The following is a 17189-nucleotide window of genomic DNA, read 5'->3' as shown; positions in this document are numbered from 1 at the left end:
CGCCGGCCCCGTGGCTACGATGGCGGGCATGCGCTACGGGGGAGCGGACCGGGCCACGGCAGGGGAGAGCGGGACTCTTCTCCTGCCGCCGCGGCTGACCGCATCCGCCGAAACGCTGCGCGAGGCCGCCCGCCGCCGCGGACTGCACACCGTCCAGCTGCCCACCTTCGCCGTCCCCGACGGGCTGCGTGCCACCTGTCTGCACGCCGGACCGTCCTTCGCCGACGCGGTGGCCGCCCCACTCGGCCTCGCGCCGCTCGAAGCCCCGGCCGACTGGCTCGCCGAGCTGCCCCGCGACCTGGTACGGCGGGAGATCCGCGCGCTGCCGGTCCGCGAGGCGTACGCCCTGCGCCGGCCCGTGTTCGTCAAATCGCCCAACGACAAGGGCATCCGGGCCATGGTCTACGCCGACGGCTCCCGGCTGCCGGGCCCCGACGCCGTCGATCCGCAGACCCTCGTCCTGATCTCCGAGGTGGTGACCTTCGCCGCCGAATACCGGCTCTACGTCCTGGACGGCGAGGTGCGCACCGGCAGCCGCTACGCCGAGGACGGCCGCCTGAGCCCGGGACCGCTCGGCCCGGACGCGGCCGCCTTCGGCGCCGAACTCCTCGCGCGCTGCGGCGATGGCCTGCCCTCCGCGATCGTCGTCGACATCGGTCTGCTCGACGGCAATTGGGCGGTCATCGAGGCCAACGCGGCCTGGGCGAGTGGCCGGTACACCAGCGATCCGGACCTGGCGCTGGATGTGGTGCTGCGCTCCGCCGGCCCGGCCGCCCATCTCGCGCCGCGCGACCGGCCGTTCGTCCGCGCGGCGACGGGGGACCGCGCCGAGCTGGCCGACGCCAGACGGAATTGAGCCAACCTTTTTACGCGGTTCTCACCAGGACTTGACGCAATGACAGCCGGGTAAGCGGTACAACATAACGCACGGAATACGCACCCCGAGCAGGCACACAGACCGCACCGCGCACTTACCCTTCCCCCGTATGCCTTCGCCACCTGAGTGGCGCTGTCTCGCTCCCTGACAGGAAAGTGGGTCGGGCCGATGGCCGAGGGTCACCCGTACCAAGAATTCTTCGGCCACCTCCGCGAGGCGGGCGGCACGCTCGTGCTCGAACTGCGCGGGGAGTGGGACATCCTGGCCGCGTCGGAGGCCGCCGGCCGGCTGGATGCGCTGACCGAGGGGCGGCGCACCGACCTCGTCCTCGATGTGCGCGCAGTGACCTTCATGGACTGCGCCGGGCTGGGCCTGCTGTGCCGCGCCCAGCACCGGACACGGGAGCGCGGCGGACGGCTGCGGCTGACCGGGGTCGAGGACGGCGGATGGGTCGCGCGGCTGCTGCGGATGGCCGTGCTGACCGAGGAGTTCGAGATCGTGACCGAGGGCATCGCCGGGGCCACCTGCCTGGCCGACTGCGTGGCCGTCTGACCGGTGGCCCCGGGGACCGCACCGGGTATCAGGCGGGCAGCGCCGCCTCGATGGCCGCCACCAGCTCATCGGCCTCCGGCTCGGTGCGCGGCCGGAACCGTCCCACGACCGCGCCCTGATGGTCGATCAGAAACTTCTCGAAGTTCCACTGGACGTCACCGGCCGCGCCCTCCGCGTCCTCGGTGGCGGTCAGCTCGGCGTACAGCGGATGGCGCTGCGCACCGTTGACATCGGTCTTCTCGAACAGCGGGAAGCTGACCCCGTACGTCGTCGAGCAGAAGGTCGCGATCTCCTCGGCGGTGCCCGGCTCCTGGCCCGCGAACTGGTTGCTGGGGAAGCCCAGCACGCTGAAGCCGCGGTCCGCGTAGCGCTCCTGGAGCCGCTCCAGGCCCGAGTACTGCGGGGTCAGCCCGCACTTGGACGCCACATTGACGACCAGCAGCGCGCGGCCGCGGTAGTCGGCCAGCGAGGCGGGGTCACCGGTCAGGGTGCGCAGCGGAATGTCGTACAGGCTCACGGTCATGCTCCTCAAGGCGGGTGCGCGGACAGGGACGTCCATCGTCCGTGACAACAGCGGCGCCCGGCCCGATCTTCCCGGCATCGTCGACCGGCCATGACACCACCGGTCGCAGCGCCCCCGCGCGCCACTCCCGAAGCAGCTGGTCGAAGATCGGCGTCGGCTCCTCGGCGGGCCGCCGGGCATACGGGGGCGCGAGCGAGAGCCGCTGAAAAACATGACCGGTGGTCTTTTTGGCGTCCATGTCCGGACTCAACCGGGCGGACGCTGCCCTGGTTGCGGTGCGGAGGCGCGACGGCCGCCAGATGCGCCTGAGCCGGTGACGGGCAGAAGATACGTTCCCGCGCGGCCCAGCGTCGACAGATCCACCGCCTGTGCCATGGCGTGCATACCGGCGGGATTCGGATGTACCCCGTCGCCGCTGTTGTAACGGGGGCGCAGCCGCCGGGGCGCCGCCGGATCGCGCACCGCCGCATCGAAATCGACCATGCCGTCGAAGGTCCGCGTGGTGCGGATCCAGTGGTTGACCTGCATGCGCATCCGTTCGCCGGCCCGGGTCAGCAGGGCGTTGGGGATGATGGTGCCCGCATGCAGCGCGACCCCGGCGGCCTGCGCCCGGTTGGCCAGTGCGGCCAGTCCCGCGATCACCTGGCCGGAGGTCACCCGGTGATGCCGGTGCACCCCCGCACGGGACCCCAGGTCGTTGGTGCCCAGCAGCACGATGACGTCGGAGACGGCGGTCTGCCGCAGCACATCGCGGGCGAACCGGGCCTCGCCGTTGACCCCGAGGTGGATCCGGCCGTCGGCGCCGGTCCCCACGTCGCTCAGCAGCCGGTTGCCGCCGATGCCCGCGTTGACGACGGAGAGGCCGCGGCCGCGCCGCGCCCCGGCCAGCCGCCGGGCCAGTACATCCGGCCAGCGCTGGTTGACGTCGTAAGGGATGTGGCCGCCCTCGGTGAGGGAGTCGCCGAAGGCCACCACCGTGCGGTCCGCGGTCGTCGTGGCGACGTCCACGCCTTCCAGGAAGTACCAGGACAGCAGCCGACGGGTGAAGGCCGAGCCGCTCTGGTCAGCGGTGTGATCGCCCCGGTGGGAGAGATAGCTGGTCTGCTTCGCCCCGGCGTGCCAGGTGGTGGGCCCGGTGGCGGTCGGCAGATGGATGCTCACCACCAGGTCGCGGTCGGCGTGGACGCTCAGCCGTACGGGATCGCTGACGAGCTCCGCGCCCACGGGGACGGTGGCCGAGCGGCGTCCGGCGAAGGTCACCCGGCGTCCGGTACCCGGTTCGGTCGCCGCGCCCCTCGCCCGCCGGGCGACGGTCACCGCGCCCAGGTCGAGCGGCCGGGTGCCGTACAGATTGGACAGCCGCAGCCGGACCAGGTCGCCGCCGACCGACAGATGCACCACCAGGCGCAGGGTGCGATGGGTGAAGCCGGCGACGGAGCGGCCCCGGTCGGCGGGCGGGGTCAGGGCCGTGGCCCAGCCGCCGACCCAGTGGCGGGACGCGCCTGCGGGGGCCGCCTCCGTCGCGGCCGTCCCCAGGAGTCCGAGCGAGGCCGCACCGGCCAGGAGTGATCTGCGGGCCAAGGGTCGTCCGCGCACGGGGTGCCTCCTGTCGTCCGTCAGCGGGAGCGCTCGGCCATGGTCCACGGACGGTGCCCTCGCCGGGGCCGCGGTCGGCCGCGTACACGCCGCTCTCGCCCTTCTGGCGGCACCCGGCTGGCCGAGACGCGGGCGGACAAGGGTCCCTGACGAGGTGTCAGGAGTGCTTCACCGGCCGGACTTGTCGATGGACGCCGCGATCCCGTCCAGGAGGACGTCCAGGCCGACCTCGAAGGTGGTCTTCGCCTCGCGCTCCAGGTACGGCTCCGCGCCCCCGGTGTGCGGCGCGGCGCCCTCGGTCTCCAGGCGGACCACGAGCGGAAAGCGGTCCTGGAAATCGGGGACGACCTCGCCGAGGAGGCTGGAGCGCGACTGCCACCACTCCTCGTCGGACACGCCCGTCGCCGCCGCGGCCAGCCGCGATTCGGTGACGGTCTGGGCCGCGCCGCGCACGAAGTGGAAGAGCGCGCCGACGATACGGCGCAGCACCGCGGAGTCCAGCTCCGTTGCGTACAGCAGCCGCACCAGTGTCTCCAGCGCGACGTATTCGTTCGGGCCCAGCACCGGGCGGGCCTGGGAGACCTGGAGCACCCAGGGGTGGCGCAGATAGAACTCCCAGGTGTCCTCGGCCCATGACGTCACGGCGGACCGCCAGCCCTGCGCCAGGTCGTAGTCGGTGGGCAGTTCGGCGAGCGCCCGGTCGTACATCAGGTCCAGCAGCTCGCTCTTGCTGGGGACGTAGGTGTACAGCGCCATGGCGGTCCGCCCCAGGCGCGCGCCGACCGCGCGCATGGACAGCGCGGAGAGGTCCTCGGCGTCCGCGAGCGCGATACCGGCGTCCACGATCGCGTCCACGCTGAGCGCGGGTTTGGGGCCGGGCGCCGACCGCTTCCCGGCCGGTTGGCCGCCCTTGGCCTCCTTGGCGCGCCACAGCAGGGACATCGAACGGCGGGCGTCGCCCTGGCCGGCGAAGAGAACCACTTGCCAACTCCTTACGACGTAAAGTAACCTCGTCGAGACGAATTCTTTACGACGTAAAGATATCAGGGGGACTTCCATGACGCACCGGCCTGCCGCGCTCCTTCATGTCACCGACGTCCGGCGGATCACCCCGCGGATGGTCCGTGTCACCTTCGCCGGGGACGGCCTCGACGACTTCCCCACCTGGCCCGATCAGCAGCTCAAGCTGCTCTTCCCCAAGCCGGGCCAGACCGCGCCCCGCCTCCCGCAGAAGGGGGCCGACGACGATCCGATGCGCTGGTACCAGGCATTTCTCGCCCTCCCCGAGGACGAACGGCCCTGGATGCGCAGCTATACGGTGCGGTCCTACGACGCCGAACGCCACCGGATCGCCGTCGACTTCGTGCTGCACGGCCCCGCGACCGCACCGCAGGACGATGCCGCCACCGGACCGGCCACCCGCTGGGCCGCCGGTGCCCGCGTGGGCGACACCCTCGCGCGGTACGGGCCGGACGCGCTCTACGCCACACCGCTGCCGCTCGGTGAGGCCGATGTGCTGCTGCTGGCCGGTGACGAGACGGCCCTGCCGGCCATCGGCTCGCTGGTGGAGTCGCTGCCGCCGGGCGCCCGCGCGCTGGCGTACATCGAGGTGGCCGACGCCGGGGAGGAGCAGTCCTGGGTGACCCGGGCCGACTTCGCGGTCCACTGGGTGCACCGCAACGGTCCCGCGAACGGGCACGGCGAGGGACTGCTGAGCGCCGTCCGCGGCGCCGTCCTCCCCGCCGGCCGGATCTTCGCCTGGCTGGCCGGCGAGGCAGGCACCGTCCGCGCGCTGCGCCGCCATCTGGTGGAGGAGCGCGGCCTGGCCAAACGGCAGATCGAGTTCACCGGCTACTGGCGTCGCGCGCTCACCCAGGACGACGCCCCCACGGAAGAGGACCTGGCGGAGGCGCGGGAGAAGATAGCGGCGGCCGGGACGCAGGCCGCGGGGTAGGGGATCGCGCCGCTTGTGGCTATTTTGCGGCCTCCGGAGGAATTCAAGTCCGCCCACCCATAGGGTCCGCGCGCCCTCGTCGTCTACAGTTGCAGAATTCCGCATTTCAACAGATGACGCGACGGCCGGTCGGCCTGGACGCGGAGGGCATGCGTGGGCGGTTACGCCGAGTCGGTACGGGAACGGGTACGCGCGGCGCGCGCCGCGGTGGCCACGGCGGCGTCGGTGGATGACGCCTATGCGCTGGCCGTGGCGCAGGACGAGCTGGACGATGCGCTGCGCATCGCCCACAACATCGGCATCGATCCCGGCCCTGATCCCGACGCCGATCGCGGGTCCGGACCCGGCTCGCAGAGCGGGGCACCGGCATGACCGGCGCATGGGGGCCGCGCGCCCAGGCCCCGCTCTACCAGGCGAAGGCCGAGTTCTTCCGGATGCTGGGCCATCCGGTCCGGATCCGCGTCCTGGAGCTGCTCCAGGACGGTCCGCTGCCGGTGCGCAGTCTGCTGTCCGCGATCGAGGTGGAGCCCTCGGCGCTCTCCCAGCAGCTGGCGGTCCTGCGCCGCTCGGGGATCGTGACGGCCACCCGCAGCGGTTCCACCGTCGTCTACGAACTCTCCGGCGGCGATGTCACGGAGCTGCTGCGCGCCGCGCGCCGGGTGCTGACCGAGGTGCTCACCGGCCGCGATGCGCTCCTTGCCGCACTGCGGGAGGGCGAGGGCGGCGCCGTGGCGCCTGCCGCGGCGGCCGGTGCGGTCGCGAGTGCGGGGGCGGTGTCGTGATGTCCGTGCGCCGTCCGGGGGAGTGAGCGCCGATGGCCGCAGCCAGGCGTAAAGGGCCGCCGTCGTGGCGGGCGGTCCGCTCCCGCACCTGTATACCGTCGGCCACCGGGCCGGGTGCCGCCCGCCCGTGCCGCGGCCGCCACCGCACCCGCCGTCCGCTGCGCACCGTCCGTGGGCACGGCCGAGGCTGCCCGGAGTCCCTCGCCCGCCACCGGACGGCGCCGCGCTGCGGCATCCGGCGCGGCACCACCACCGCCGTCCGCCCCGGCCGCCAGCTGGCGCGGCTGCCCGGCGCGGTGCATGTGCCGCACCGCCCGGCCCAACGCAGCGTCTGGCAGCGGATGTTGCTCACCGTTCTCGTCGGCCAGGTGCTGCTGCTCTTCCTGGCGCTGGTGGTCTATCTGGGTCGGCACGCGGGGACGTAGGTCCCGGGGCGCGGTGCCTGGGGGCACCTCCCGGCGTCGGCCGGGGGAGCCGCGGGCCCTGCCCATCGAGGCCCGTCGGACAGCTCTCGGGGCCGATCCGTCGGCCAGTCCCCGGCCCGGTGCGCCGGATCAGGTCCGGGTCCGCCACAGCCACCCGATGTCCCGCCCGAACGACCACACCAGCAGCGCCAGGGCCGCCGCCACGGTGATGAACGCCCAGATGTGCGGCACGATTCCGGCGCCGGCCACCACCAGGACGATTCCCTGGAGCGCGGCCACCGTCTTGCGGGCCATGCTGTGCGGCAGATCGCCGCGCAGCCACGGCAAGCCCCACGAGGCGGCGACGAACGCATAGCGCATCAGGCCGATGGCCAGCACCCAGCCGCCCAGCGGCATCGCGACATAGACGGACAGCACCAGGATGAGAAAGGCGTCCACCTCCATGTCGAAGCGGGCGCCCAGCGCCGTCGCCGTTCCCGTACGCCGTGCCACATGGCCGTCGACGGCGTCCAGGACCAGCGCCACCGTGGCCAGCGCGACCAGCACCCCCACCGGTGCCCGGTGTTCGAAGGAGTCGGCCACCAGGGCCGTCACCGCGCCGACCAGCGTGGCCCGGGCCAGGGTGACGCGGTTGGCCGGGCCGAACGGGCCGGTCCAGGAACGGCGCAGCGCGATCATCAGCACCGCCCAGGTCACCACCGCGAAGGTGGAGCCGGTCAGCCAGCCCGCGGTCCCCAGGCCGACCGCCCGGCACAGCACTTCCAGCACCAGCAGCTGCACGCCCATTCCGGCGGTCATGTCCGGGCCGTAGGGCGGTGTGGCGTACGGCCTTATGCCGTAAGGGTCTTGTACGGTCATCGGGCCTCCCGAGACGTATGGCGCAGTCGATGACCGCCGCGTATCGTACGGCGGCATCAAGATCCCCCAGGATCCCCGCCGTGCAGTGCCCCAGCATTAACGATCCCGCGCCGAAGCGTCCAGGAGGATCCGATGTCGTGCGTCGCCCAGGCATTCTGGATCACTTCTCCCGGACGGGGGGAGATCCGCGACGTCGCGCTCCCGGTGCCCGGCGAGGACGAGGTGCTGGTGCGGGCATTGTGGTCCGGTGTGAGCCGGGGGACCGAGAGCCTGGTGTTCCGCGGCGAGGTGCCCGAGAGCCAGTACGGGACGATGCGCGCGCCGTTCCAGGAAGGGGAGTTCCCGGGGCCGGTCAAGTACGGCTATCTGGGCGTCGGGGTCGTCGAGGAGGGCCCGGCGCCGCTCCTCGGGCGGATGGTCTTCTGCCTGCATCCGCATCAGACGCGTTATGTCGTCCCGGCGAGTGCGGTGATCCCGGTGCCGGACACCGTTCCCGCCGAGCGGGCCGTGCTCGCCGGGACGGTGGAGACCGCGGTGAACGCCCTGTGGGACGCGGCGCCGCTGCTCGGCGACCGGATCGCGGTGGTCGGCGCGGGGATGGTCGGCTGCGCCGTCGCCGCCGTGCTCGCCCGTTACCCCGCACTCCGGGTGCAGTTGGTCGACACGGATCCCGCGCGGGCGGCGACCGCCGAGGCGCTCGGGGTCCCCTTCGCGCTGCCCGGGGAGGCGCTGGGCGCATGCGACCTCGTCGTGCACGCCAGCGCCACCGGGGCCGGGCTCACCCGCGCCCTCGAACTGCTCGCCCCGGAGGGCACGGTGATCGAGCTCAGCTGGTACGGCGACCGGCAGGTCAGCCTGCCGCTGGGGGAGGCGTTCCACTCCCGCCGACTGGTCGTCCGCAGCAGCCAGGTGGGCGCCGTCGCCCCGGCCCGGCGCGCCCGCCGCGGCTTCGCCGACCGGCTCGCGCTCGCCCTCGACCTGCTCGCCGCCCCCGCCTTCGATGCGCTGATCACCGGCGAATCCGCCTTCGAGGACCTCCCCCAGGTCATGCCCCGCCTCGCCTCGGGCGAACTGCCCGCTCTGTGCCATCGCATCCGGTACGGGGGCGGGGCGGTCCGCGAGTAGTCCGTACCGCGGACCGGCCGCCGCTCGCCCGGACCGCCGGCCGCGTCCCGTCGCAGCCTCCCCCCACCCCGCCAGCACCGTCGTCGCACCGGAGGATCCACCGTGTTCAGCATCACCGTCCGCGATCACCTGATGGTCGCCCACAGCTTCCGCGGCGCGGTCTTCGGCCCCGCGCAGCGGCTGCACGGCGCAACCTTCGTGGTGGATGCCACGTTCCGCCGCGCGGAACTCGACGCCGACAACATCGTCGTCGACATCGGCCTGGCCACTCAGGAACTCGGCGGGGTGATCGGGGAGTTGAACTACCGGAACCTCGACGACGAGCCGGCCTTCGCCGGCATCAACACCTCAACGGAGGCCCTGGCCAAAGTGATCGCCGACCGCCTTGCCGACCGCGTACGCGCCGGAAACCTCGGGGAAAGCGCCCGGGAGCTGTCCGGCATATCCGTCACCCTGCACGAATCGCATATCGCCTGGGCGACGTACGAGCGCACTCTGTGACACGCCCCGCCCCGGGAGCCGCGGAGCGTCTGCTGCACTGCGTGCTGCCCGGAGACGTGACCGCCCCCGCCGCGCCCAGCGGCGGGAACGTCTACGACCGGCGGGTGTGCGCCGCGCTCCCGGCGGCCGGATGGCGCGTGCGCGCATACGCCCTGCCCGGGAGCTGGCCGCGGCCGGATGCGCGGGCGCGCGGCGAACTGGCGCGGTGTCTGGCCGCGCTGCCCGACGGCGCCGTCGTCCTCCTGGACGGCCTGGTGGCCTGCGGAGTCCCCGAGGTGCTCGCGCCCGAGGCCGCCCGGCTGCGGATGGCCGTCCTGGTGCATCTGCCGCTGGGCGACGAAACCGGCCTTGCCCCGGGTGTCGCCCGCGAGCTGACGGCCCGGGAGCGCCGCGCGCTGCACGCCGCAGGGGCCGTGGTGGCCACCAGCCGCTGGGCCGCGCGGCGCCTGGTCGCGCTGCACGGGCTCCCCGCCGATCGCGTCCATGTCGCCACGCCCGGAGCCGATCCCGCGCCCCTCGCGCCCGGGACGGACGGCGCCACCCGGCTGCTGTGCGTCGCCGCCGTCAAGCCGCGCAAGGGGCACCGCCGGCTGATCGACGCCCTCGCCGCCGTCGCGGATCTGCCCTGGACCTGCGACTGTGTGGGCGGCATACGCGATAACCCGGACTATGTATCCCAATTGCGTGAAATGGCGGATGAGTTGGCGCTCGGAGACCGGGTGCGGTTCTCCGGGCCGCAGGTGGGTGCCGAGCTGGAGGACCGCTACGCGGCCGCGGATCTCCTGGTGCTCGCCTCGTACGCCGAGACCTACGGAATGGTCGTCACCGAGGCGCTGGGGCGGGGCATTCCCGTCCTGGCGACGGCCGTGGACGGCGTTCCGGAAGCCCTCGGGCGGGCCCCGGACGGCGGCGTGCCGGGGCTCCTCGTACCGTCCGGCGACCCCGCGGCGCTCCCCGCGGCGCTGCGCCGCTGGCTCACCGACGCCGAGCTGCGGCAGCGGCTGAAGATCGCGGCGCGGGAGCGCCGTGCCATGCTGGAAGGGTGGCAGATGACGACGCACCGACTGGCCGAGGTGCTCGAACGGCTCCGCCGCGCGCCCGGGGTGGCGGCATGACGGCGCCCGGTCAGCCCCGGTTCGCCCCGGAATGGCTCCAGTTGCGCGAGCCCGCCGACGCGGTGGCGCGGGCGGCCGATCTGCTCCGGCCGCTGAGCGCCGCGCTGCCCGCCGCCCGCGACGGACAGCCGCAGCGGACGGTGATCCGCGATCTGGGCTGCGGCACCGGCTCCATGGGCCGCTGGCTCGCCGGCCGGCTTCCCGGCCCGCAGCACTGGATCCTCCACGACCATGACCCCGCACTGCTCGCCCGTGCCGCGGACGCCATGCCCACGGCCGCCGCCGACGGCAGCGCCGTGACGGCCGCCACCGCATGCGGCGACCTCACCGGGCTGACCGCTCCGGCGCTCGCCGGGACCTCGCTGGTCACCGCCTCCGCGCTGCTCGATCTGCTCACCGCCGACGAGGTCGCGGCGCTCGCCGCGGCCTGCATCGGCGCCGGCTGCCCCGCCCTGCTGGCGCTCTCCGTCGCCGGGCGCGTCGACCTCACGCCGTACGAGCTGCTCGACGACGAGCTCGGCGCCGCCTTCAACGACCATCAGCGCCGCACGGACGGCGGCGGTCGGCGGCTGCTCGGGCCGGATGCGGTCGCGGCGGCCACGGCGGCGTTCCAACGCCAGGGCGCGACGGTGCTGACGCGGTCCAGTCCCTGGCGGCTCGGCGGCCCGCAGGACGCGCTCACCACCGCCTGGCTGCGCGGCTGGGTGGGCGCGGCGTGCGAGCAGCGCCCCGAGCTGGAGGAGCGGGCGCAGGCGTATCTGGCGCGGCGGCTGGCGGCCTGCGCGGCGGGGGAGTTGACGGTCACCGTGCACCACACGGATCTGCTGGCACTGCCCGGGCCGCGCCCCGGAACCGCTGGATGACGCGGCCGGCCGGCATGGGGAAACGGTCCGTCTGGGCGTGGCTGAGGATGCTCGGGGGAGCGGGCATCCTCGGGGTGCTGGTGTGGCGCCTGGGATCGGGCGCCTTCCTGGACGGGCTGCGCCGTATCGACGCCCCCACCCTGCTGTCCGCCCTCGTCCTCGGCCTGCTGACCACGGTCTTCAGCGCCTGGCGCTGGTGCCTGGTGGCCCGCGGCCTCGGTCTGCGGCTGCCGCTCGGCCGGGCCGTCGCGGACTACTACCGCGCGCTGTTCCTCAACGCCGCGCTGCCCGGCGGGGTGCTCGGCGACGTCCACCGCGCGGTGCGCCACGGCCGCAGCGCCGGAGACCTGGGCCGCGGCGTGCGCGCCGTGGTCCTGGAACGCACCGCGGGCCAAGTCGTCCTGCTGGTGGCCGGGACCGCGGTGCTGCTGCTGCGGCCGTCCCCGGCCCTGGCGCAGGCCGGCCGTCTGCTGGGCACGCCCGCCGGGTGGGTCTCGGCGGCCGTGGTGGCCTCGGCGGCGATCGCCGTCGCGTACTGGAGCCGGGGCGCCTCCCGCGCGGCGCGGGCCGTCCGCACCGCGCTGGCCGAGGCCCGCCGGGCCCTGTTCGCCCGCGCGAGCTGGCCGGGGGTGACGCTCTCGTCCGTGGTGGTCCTCGCGGGGTATCTGGCGATGTTCGTGCTGGCCGCCAGGGTGGCGGGGGTGAGCGCACCGGTGGCCGAGCTGGTGCCGCTCGTGGTGCTGGCGCTGCTGGCGATGGCGCTGCCGCTGAACGTCGGCGGCTGGGGCCCGCGGGAAGGCGTCGCGGCATGGGCGTTCGGCGCGGCCGGGCTGGGCGCGGCGCAGGGCCTCGCCTCGGCCGTGGTCTACGGGGTGCTGGCGTTCGCCGCGAGCCTGCCGGGAGCCGGGGTGCTGGTGGTGCGCTGGGCAGCCGGACTGCGAGCCCGGCGAGCGGCGGACACGGCAGCGGCGGAGCCTGCGCCGACCCTGGCCGAGGAGGCGGGCCGGGGCGCGTAGCGCAGCCCGGAAGACGCCGTACCTCACTACCTCACTCTTCGCCCGGCTCCCGCAGCTCCAGTTCGAAGAGGGTGTCCGCGCCGAGCGGCGACCGGCGCATCGGCGGGCGCAGGGCGTCGCGCATCACAGGCGTGCCGGGAAACCGCAGACCGGGTACGCCGTCGCCGAGCAGGACCGGGGCGACGGTGAGGTACAGCCGGTGCAGCGCGCGCTCGCTGACGAACCGTGAAACGGTCAGCCCGCCGCCTTCGACCAGCACCCGGCCCAGTCCGCGCCGTGCCAGGGCCGCCAGCAGACGGGCCGGGGCGAAGGCCGCGGCGTCGGGCAGCACCAGGATGTCCACGCCGCAGCCGTCGGCATCGCCGCGGGCCCCGTACGGCCCCGCCGCCGCCCGCGCCCGACCGGCGCCCTCCGGGCCCACCACCCACACCGTCGGTGCCTCGCCATCGGTGAACACCTGGCGCCCGCGCGGCACCCGGCCCCGCGGATCGAGCACCACCCGCACCGGGTTGTCGCCCGCACAGGCGCGCACCGTCAGCCGCGGATCGTCCGCCACCGCGGTCCCGGCGCCGACGATCACCGCATCGGCCAGCGCCCGCAGCCGGTGCAGATGGCGGCGGTCCTCCGCCCCGGTGACGTAGTCCGCATCGCCGGTACGGGTGGCGATGAAGCCGTCCAGGCTCTGCCCGAGCTGGGCGAACGCGATACGGGGACCGGCCAGGCACAGCGGCAGATAGCGCTCGGCCAGCCGGTCCGCCCCGGGCGTGGCGGGCTCCGCCCACCGCAGTGGGCCGTCGCCGCTCTGCCGCGCCGCGCCGTCGTCCGGTGCCCGCTCACCGGACGCGGAGTCCGGCACCAGCCCGGCGGCCGCCGCATCCGCCGCCGTACGAATGCCGCGCAGCCGTTCCCACGCCGCCTGAGCGTCGAGCGCTTCAGCCATGGTTTTCCGCCTCCATGCCGAAGAGCGCGGCATAGGCCCCGAATGCCTCGATCAGCCCGGCCAGCAGCTTTTCGCCCTTCTGCGCGGAGGCGAGGGAAGGGCGGCCGATGATCCCGGATTCCGTATAGGGCGGCATGCCGAGAGTGAGCAGATGCCTGCGGTCATCGGCGATATGGTCCGCCGATTCCTCCGAGGCGTATCCGGGGCGTACCAATGCGGGATGGGCGTGCAGAAGGAGGGAGGTTTCCACCTCACCGGCGTGCATATCGCTGTGGGCGGTGGTCCCCGCCCCCGCTGCCTTGCGTGCCGCATCCCAGTCGGCCGAGCCGGGGAAGAGTGCCATACGGATCCCCGTGCCGCCGGATTCTTGAACCACATTGCGCAGTACGTAATTTCCGCCGTGGCCGTTCACCAGAATCAGGGCGGGGATACCAGCGGCCCGGAGGGAATCGGCGATGTCCGTGACGATGGTGTGCAGGGTACGGGCGGAAATACTGACGGTGCCCGGCCAGGCGGCGTGTTCCTGGGAACAGGAGACGGTGAGCGGGGGCAGCAGCAGGCCCGGATGGGCCGCGGCGAGCTCCTCGGCGATGGTGCAGGCGATGACCGTATCGGTGGTCAACGGCAGGAACGGGCCGTGCTGTTCGAAGCTGCCGACGGGCAGGAAGGCCCAGCGCGGCCGGCGGGCCCGCACCTCCTCGGTGGTGTCCGCCGGGAGCAGCCCGCGGGCCGAATTCCGGGAAGCCGATGCGGTCATGGGGGGATGCGGCCTTTCGTCGCGCTCACTTGCCGGGCCGTCGCAGCATAAGCAGGACGGTAATCCCTGCCAACCGGCCGCCCCCGCCGGTACGATCGCGCCATGACGGACCCCCAGAGCGATGCCTCTGTCGTGGCGGATGCCGGCTCCCGGGTCGAGCGGGTGGTGGAGGTCCGCCTCCCCACGGCGCACGGCGCATTCCTGGCCGTCGGCTATCTCGACCTGCACAGCGGAACGGAGCAAGTGGCCCTGGTCCACGGCGAGGTGGCGGGGGAGCGGGTGCTGACCCGGGTGCATTCGGAGTGTCTGACCGGAGATGTCTTCGCCTCCGCGCACTGCGAATGCGGCGACCAGCTTTCCGCGGCGCTGGAGGCGATCGTGGCGGCGGGGCGCGGAATTCTCGTCTATCTCCAGGGACATGAGGGCCGCGGAATAGGGCTGCTGGCCAAGCTCCGGGCGATGAAACTCCAGGAGGACGGGCTCGATACGGTCGATGCGAATATCGCGCTCGGACTGCCCGTCGACGCCCGGGAATACGGCGTCGCGGCCGGAATTCTCCAGGACCTCGGAGTGGCCTCCGTACGGCTGCTGTCGAACAACCCGCGCAAGCGGGCGGCGCTGCTGCGGTACGGCATCGCCGTCGACGAACGGGTCCCCCTGCTGATGCCGCCCGGGGCGGAGAACATCCGCTATCTGCGGGCGAAACGGGAACGCCTCGACCATGACCTGCCTCATCTGGACGGCATCCCGGGGCTGTCGTAAGGCGCCGGCCACACGCCGATGGGGAGGGCCCGAAGACCCTCCCCATCGGCGTCGGCCGTCAGGATGCGGCGGGTGCCGCCCCGGCGGACGCGGCGGCCCGCTTCGGTGCGATCACGCGTTCCGCCAGATGCCCGAAGAGCAGCCCGAAGGCGGCCCAGAGCACCAGTTGGACGGCGATCGCCGACAGCCGGAACTGCCACAGCAAGGTCGCCGAGAAGTCCTTCGGGACCTCGTTGACCGACGGCAGGAAGGCATAGGCGAGCCCGACGGCGAGGGCGAACGCCGCGCCGGCCGTCACCGTCGCGTACCAGTTGCCCAGCCGGGGAGCCAGCCGCCGCCCGAGGATCGTGGCGGCGACGGCCAGCAGCACGCTGAGCAGCATCATCAGGAAGTACAGGGCCGTGCGCTTGCCGATGGTGTCGGGTTCACCGACGGACGGCGGGTTGGCCGGGTACTTCAGGAACGGTACGAGGTAGACGGCGAGCAGCGCCGCGCCGGAGAGCAGCGCCGCGGTGGCCCGGGGGCCGAAGCGGCCGATCCGGCCCAGTGCGACGCAGAAGGCCAGCGCGGCGATCCCGCCCAGGGCCACGCCGTAGACGAGCACACCGGTCGCCAGCCCCGCCGTGGACTGGAGGCCGCGGCTGACGACCTCCATCTCGTGCTCGTGGCTGTGGGCCTCCTCGAAGGCGATGGCGGCGTCCACTCTCGGTTCGCCCAGCAGATAGGCGACGACGAGGGCGAGGACACCGGCACCCAGACCGGCGAGCATGCCGCGCGTCAGCAGATGTCTGATGGTGACGGAGTTCATGGAACGGCGCCTGCTCAGTGGCAGGGGAAGCCGAGCAGGTGGCGTCCGTCGTGGACCCACTCGTGGACGCCCGTACCGGACAGCACGGAGGTGGCGCCCTGCTCGGCGCCGACGAAGTAGAGCAGAACCAGCATCAGGACGCCGACGAACAGCGCCCAGGGAGCGATGGCCTTGAGGGGGAGCGGGGCCGGGGTGGCGGTGCCGGTGGCCGGGGGTGCGATGGTCTGAGCCATGGCGGGGGACCTCCTGTGAGAGGGAACTCGCGTCCCTGGTGAATGGAGCGTCGGACGACATGGCGGGTCTGGCTCGCCCGGTCCCGGCCCCTGCGGGCTGAGTCAAAACCGGACATACAGTGGCGCGACCGCGCCGGGATCCCACCGGCTTCCGTCATGTCATCGTCAATATCATCGGGACGCTACCGCGAACCGACCGGCGGGCCAAGGTCGCCCAGGGGGCGGAGAGGGGCAGGGAGGGGCGCATGATTGAGCCAACTTCCTTGCGCGGGGTGTGTGTTGACAGGGTCGGTACGGGAGCGGGAGAAGCGGGCATGACGACTCGGGTGATGTTGGTCTCACCTGCTGCGGGCGAGGCGCAGCGCGAGGTGCGGTTCGACGACGACGGCCCGCTCGGTGCGGCCGGGGTGCGGCGGGCGCGCGCCATGGCCGGATCGTGGCCGGCCGCGGCCCGGATCGTGGTCGCGCCGTCCGTCCGGTGCCGTCGTACCGCCGAGGAGCTCGGGCTGCCGGCGGAGCCCGCGTCCGAGCCGGGGCCGCCCGGCTGGGCGATGGGACGGTGGCGGGGCCGGACCCTGGCCGAGGTGAGCGAGGAAGAGCAGGAGGCGGTGTCGGCCTGGCTCTCGGACCCCGGCTTCACCGGGCACGGCGGGGAATCGCTGCATGCGCTGTGCGAACGGGCCGGGGACTGGCTCGGGGAGCTGGCCGCGACGTCCGGGCGGGTGCTGGCCGTGGTGGAGGTGGAGACGGTGCGCGCCGCCGTGGTGGCCGCGCTGCGGCTCCCGCCGGAGGTGTTCTGGCGGCTGGACGTCCCGCCGCTGGCCGTGACCGAGCTCAGCAGCCGGGGCGGGCGCTGGAATCTGGGGCTGGGAAGCGCGCGCTGACGGGTCCGTCCGTACGCCCCACGTCGTGCACCGCATAAATCCGGCCATCCTTCTCCGTACAAAACCGGCCGCCCGTCTACACATAAAGGCGACATAAGAGCAAAATAAAGAGTGCGCGGTGCTCATGCCGCGATACGGCCAGGCTTGCAGAACGAAGGAGGCGAGTCGGATGGCCGACCTCTCGCACCACAGGGGCGATCTCGCGGGTCACCCCGATGTTTCTGAGATGCAGGCTCGTTACGAGCGAGTCCTCGGCGGGCGTGATGTGGTCCTCGTAGACGGGCCGGTGTTCCTGGTCGGCCTGTACTGCGCGGCATCCCCATGGATCGTGCACTACGCGACCTCGCAGCCCGCGCTCCTGACGCACAACCTGATCCTCGGCATCGCCATCGCCCTGCTGGCGGTCGGGTTCACCGTCACCCCGGAGCGGATGTACGGCCTGAGTGGCGCGATGTGCGCCATGGGCGTCTGGATGATCATCGCGCCCTGGATCGTCGGCACCCACCCGGACGCGGGCGTGATCTGGAACAACATCGCGATCGGAGGCCTGACGTTCCTGCTCGGGGCGATGTGTATCGGTGCGGCCGCGAAGAGCCGCCGTACGACATGAGGCAGGCC

The 17189-nt window shown here is 73.3% G+C and carries 23 protein-coding genes; 14 read left to right on the top strand and 9 right to left on the bottom strand.

The genetic code is table 11. The annotated features are described in order from the left end of the window. Positions 1–28: 28 nt before the first annotated feature. Both B1H19_RS07460 and B1H19_RS07455 read left to right on the top strand, forming a co-directional pair. A complete protein-coding gene (locus tag B1H19_RS07460) occupies positions 29–856 on the top strand; it encodes an ATP-grasp domain-containing protein (RefSeq protein ID WP_083103832.1) in 828 nt (275 codons plus the stop codon). A gap of 189 nt (positions 857–1045) precedes the next feature. Continuing rightward, positions 1046–1429 carry an STAS domain-containing protein gene (locus B1H19_RS07455; RefSeq protein WP_083103831.1) on the top strand — a complete coding sequence of 128 codons (384 nt, stop codon included), beginning with the start codon at positions 1046–1048 and terminating at the stop codon, positions 1427–1429. 28 nt (positions 1430–1457) lie between these two features. On the opposite strand, the gene B1H19_RS07450 is transcribed toward B1H19_RS07455, so the two are convergent. The 4 genes from B1H19_RS07450 to B1H19_RS07440 form a co-directional block, all read right to left on the bottom strand. Continuing rightward, complete coding sequence (locus B1H19_RS07450; protein WP_083109475.1) at positions 1458–1946, bottom strand: glutathione peroxidase; 489 nt, start codon at positions 1944–1946, stop codon at positions 1458–1460. Further along, the gene (locus B1H19_RS38605; RefSeq protein ID WP_159028027.1) at positions 1906–2190 is read right to left on the bottom strand and encodes a hypothetical protein; all 285 of its coding nucleotides are present in this window, start codon (positions 2188–2190) and stop codon (positions 1906–1908) included. Before B1H19_RS38605 ends, B1H19_RS07450 begins: the two co-directional genes overlap by 41 nt. An 8-nt stretch (positions 2191–2198) precedes the next feature. Beyond that, positions 2199–3548, bottom strand: coding sequence for an SGNH/GDSL hydrolase family protein (locus B1H19_RS07445; protein ID WP_083103830.1), 1350 nt, complete (start codon positions 3546–3548; stop codon positions 2199–2201). Positions 3549–3716: 168 nt separating this feature from the next. After that, complete coding sequence (locus tag B1H19_RS07440) at positions 3717–4529, bottom strand: TetR/AcrR family transcriptional regulator (protein WP_083103829.1); 813 nt, start codon at positions 4527–4529, stop codon at positions 3717–3719. A gap of 76 nt (positions 4530–4605) precedes the next feature. On the opposite strand from B1H19_RS07440, the gene B1H19_RS07435 reads away from it, so the two are divergent. The 4 genes from B1H19_RS07435 (at position 4606) to B1H19_RS07420 (ending at position 6709) form a co-directional block, all read left to right on the top strand. Beyond that, positions 4606–5502 (top strand): siderophore-interacting protein, encoded by an 897-nt coding sequence (locus B1H19_RS07435; RefSeq protein WP_083103828.1) that lies wholly within the window; start codon positions 4606–4608, stop codon positions 5500–5502. A gap of 153 nt (positions 5503–5655) precedes the next feature. Continuing rightward, positions 5656–5874, top strand: coding sequence for a hypothetical protein (locus B1H19_RS07430; protein ID WP_083103827.1), 219 nt, complete (start codon positions 5656–5658; stop codon positions 5872–5874). Next, positions 5871–6284, top strand: a complete 414-nt coding sequence (locus tag B1H19_RS07425) for an ArsR/SmtB family transcription factor (protein ID WP_083103826.1) — start codon at positions 5871–5873, stop codon at positions 6282–6284. The genes B1H19_RS07430 and B1H19_RS07425 overlap by 4 nt, the downstream gene beginning before the upstream one ends. Before the next feature lie 32 nt (positions 6285–6316). After that, entirely contained in the window at positions 6317–6709 is a 393-nt protein-coding gene (locus tag B1H19_RS07420; RefSeq protein WP_083103825.1) for a hypothetical protein, read from the top strand. Positions 6710–6838: 129 nt separating this feature from the next. On the opposite strand, the gene B1H19_RS07415 is transcribed toward B1H19_RS07420, so the two are convergent. After that, a complete protein-coding gene (locus tag B1H19_RS07415) occupies positions 6839–7495 on the bottom strand; it encodes a CDP-alcohol phosphatidyltransferase family protein (protein WP_107425911.1) in 657 nt (218 codons plus the stop codon). 204 nt (positions 7496–7699) lie between these two features. On the opposite strand from B1H19_RS07415, the gene B1H19_RS07410 reads away from it, so the two are divergent. From B1H19_RS07410 to B1H19_RS07390, 5 genes are all read left to right on the top strand, one after another. After that, a complete protein-coding gene (locus B1H19_RS07410) occupies positions 7700–8692 on the top strand; it encodes a zinc-dependent alcohol dehydrogenase (protein ID WP_083103823.1) in 993 nt (330 codons plus the stop codon). Between the two features lie 102 nt (positions 8693–8794). Then, the gene (locus tag B1H19_RS07405) at positions 8795–9193 is read left to right on the top strand and encodes a 6-pyruvoyl trahydropterin synthase family protein (protein WP_083103822.1); all 399 of its coding nucleotides are present in this window, start codon (positions 8795–8797) and stop codon (positions 9191–9193) included. Then, positions 9190–10308, top strand: coding sequence for a glycosyltransferase family 4 protein (locus B1H19_RS07400; RefSeq protein WP_083103821.1), 1119 nt, complete (start codon positions 9190–9192; stop codon positions 10306–10308). Before B1H19_RS07405 ends, B1H19_RS07400 begins: the two co-directional genes overlap by 4 nt. Further along, on the top strand, positions 10305–11171 hold the full coding sequence (locus B1H19_RS07395) for a class I SAM-dependent methyltransferase (RefSeq protein WP_083103820.1): 867 nt from the start codon (positions 10305–10307) through the stop codon (positions 11169–11171). Before B1H19_RS07400 ends, B1H19_RS07395 begins: the two co-directional genes overlap by 4 nt. Continuing rightward, positions 11168–12187 carry a lysylphosphatidylglycerol synthase transmembrane domain-containing protein gene (locus B1H19_RS07390; RefSeq protein ID WP_083103819.1) on the top strand — a complete coding sequence of 340 codons (1020 nt, stop codon included), beginning with the start codon at positions 11168–11170 and terminating at the stop codon, positions 12185–12187. The genes B1H19_RS07395 and B1H19_RS07390 overlap by 4 nt, the downstream gene beginning before the upstream one ends. A gap of 31 nt (positions 12188–12218) precedes the next feature. Here the strand turns inward: B1H19_RS07390 and B1H19_RS07385 are convergent, their stop codons facing one another. Continuing rightward, positions 12219–13127, bottom strand: a complete 909-nt coding sequence (locus B1H19_RS07385; RefSeq protein ID WP_083103818.1) for a RibD family protein — start codon at positions 13125–13127, stop codon at positions 12219–12221. Next, positions 13120–13884, bottom strand: coding sequence for a creatininase family protein (locus B1H19_RS07380; protein ID WP_083103817.1), 765 nt, complete (start codon positions 13882–13884; stop codon positions 13120–13122). The genes B1H19_RS07385 and B1H19_RS07380 overlap by 8 nt, the downstream gene beginning before the upstream one ends. A gap of 102 nt (positions 13885–13986) precedes the next feature. On the opposite strand from B1H19_RS07380, the gene ribA reads away from it, so the two are divergent. Next, positions 13987–14646, top strand: coding sequence for a GTP cyclohydrolase II (gene ribA / locus B1H19_RS07375; protein WP_083103816.1), 660 nt, complete (start codon positions 13987–13989; stop codon positions 14644–14646). Between the two features lie 58 nt (positions 14647–14704). Here ribA and B1H19_RS07370 read toward each other — a convergent pair whose 3' ends face one another. Continuing rightward, the gene (locus B1H19_RS07370; RefSeq protein WP_083103815.1) at positions 14705–15454 is read right to left on the bottom strand and encodes a CbtA family protein; all 750 of its coding nucleotides are present in this window, start codon (positions 15452–15454) and stop codon (positions 14705–14707) included. Positions 15455–15468: 14 nt separating this feature from the next. After that, positions 15469–15687: a CbtB domain-containing protein gene (locus B1H19_RS07365; protein ID WP_083103814.1), complete on the bottom strand. Its 219-nt coding sequence runs from the start codon at positions 15685–15687 to the stop codon at positions 15469–15471. Between the two features lie 314 nt (positions 15688–16001). Between B1H19_RS07365 and B1H19_RS07360 the strand changes: the two genes are divergently transcribed. Beyond that, positions 16002–16571, top strand: coding sequence for a histidine phosphatase family protein (locus B1H19_RS07360; RefSeq protein WP_083103813.1), 570 nt, complete (start codon positions 16002–16004; stop codon positions 16569–16571). Positions 16572–16740: 169 nt separating this feature from the next. Further along, positions 16741–17181 carry an SPW repeat protein gene (locus tag B1H19_RS07355; protein WP_083103812.1) on the top strand — a complete coding sequence of 147 codons (441 nt, stop codon included), beginning with the start codon at positions 16741–16743 and terminating at the stop codon, positions 17179–17181. The last annotated feature ends 8 nt before the right edge of the window (positions 17182–17189 follow it).

Origin of the sequence: Streptomyces gilvosporeus (assembly GCF_002082195.1) — a bacterium.
Classification (GTDB): Bacteria; Actinomycetota; Actinomycetes; order Streptomycetales; family Streptomycetaceae; genus Streptomyces; species Streptomyces gilvosporeus.
Note: the sequence above shows the minus strand (reverse complement) of the source record. Positions and strands in the feature narration are given on the sequence as shown.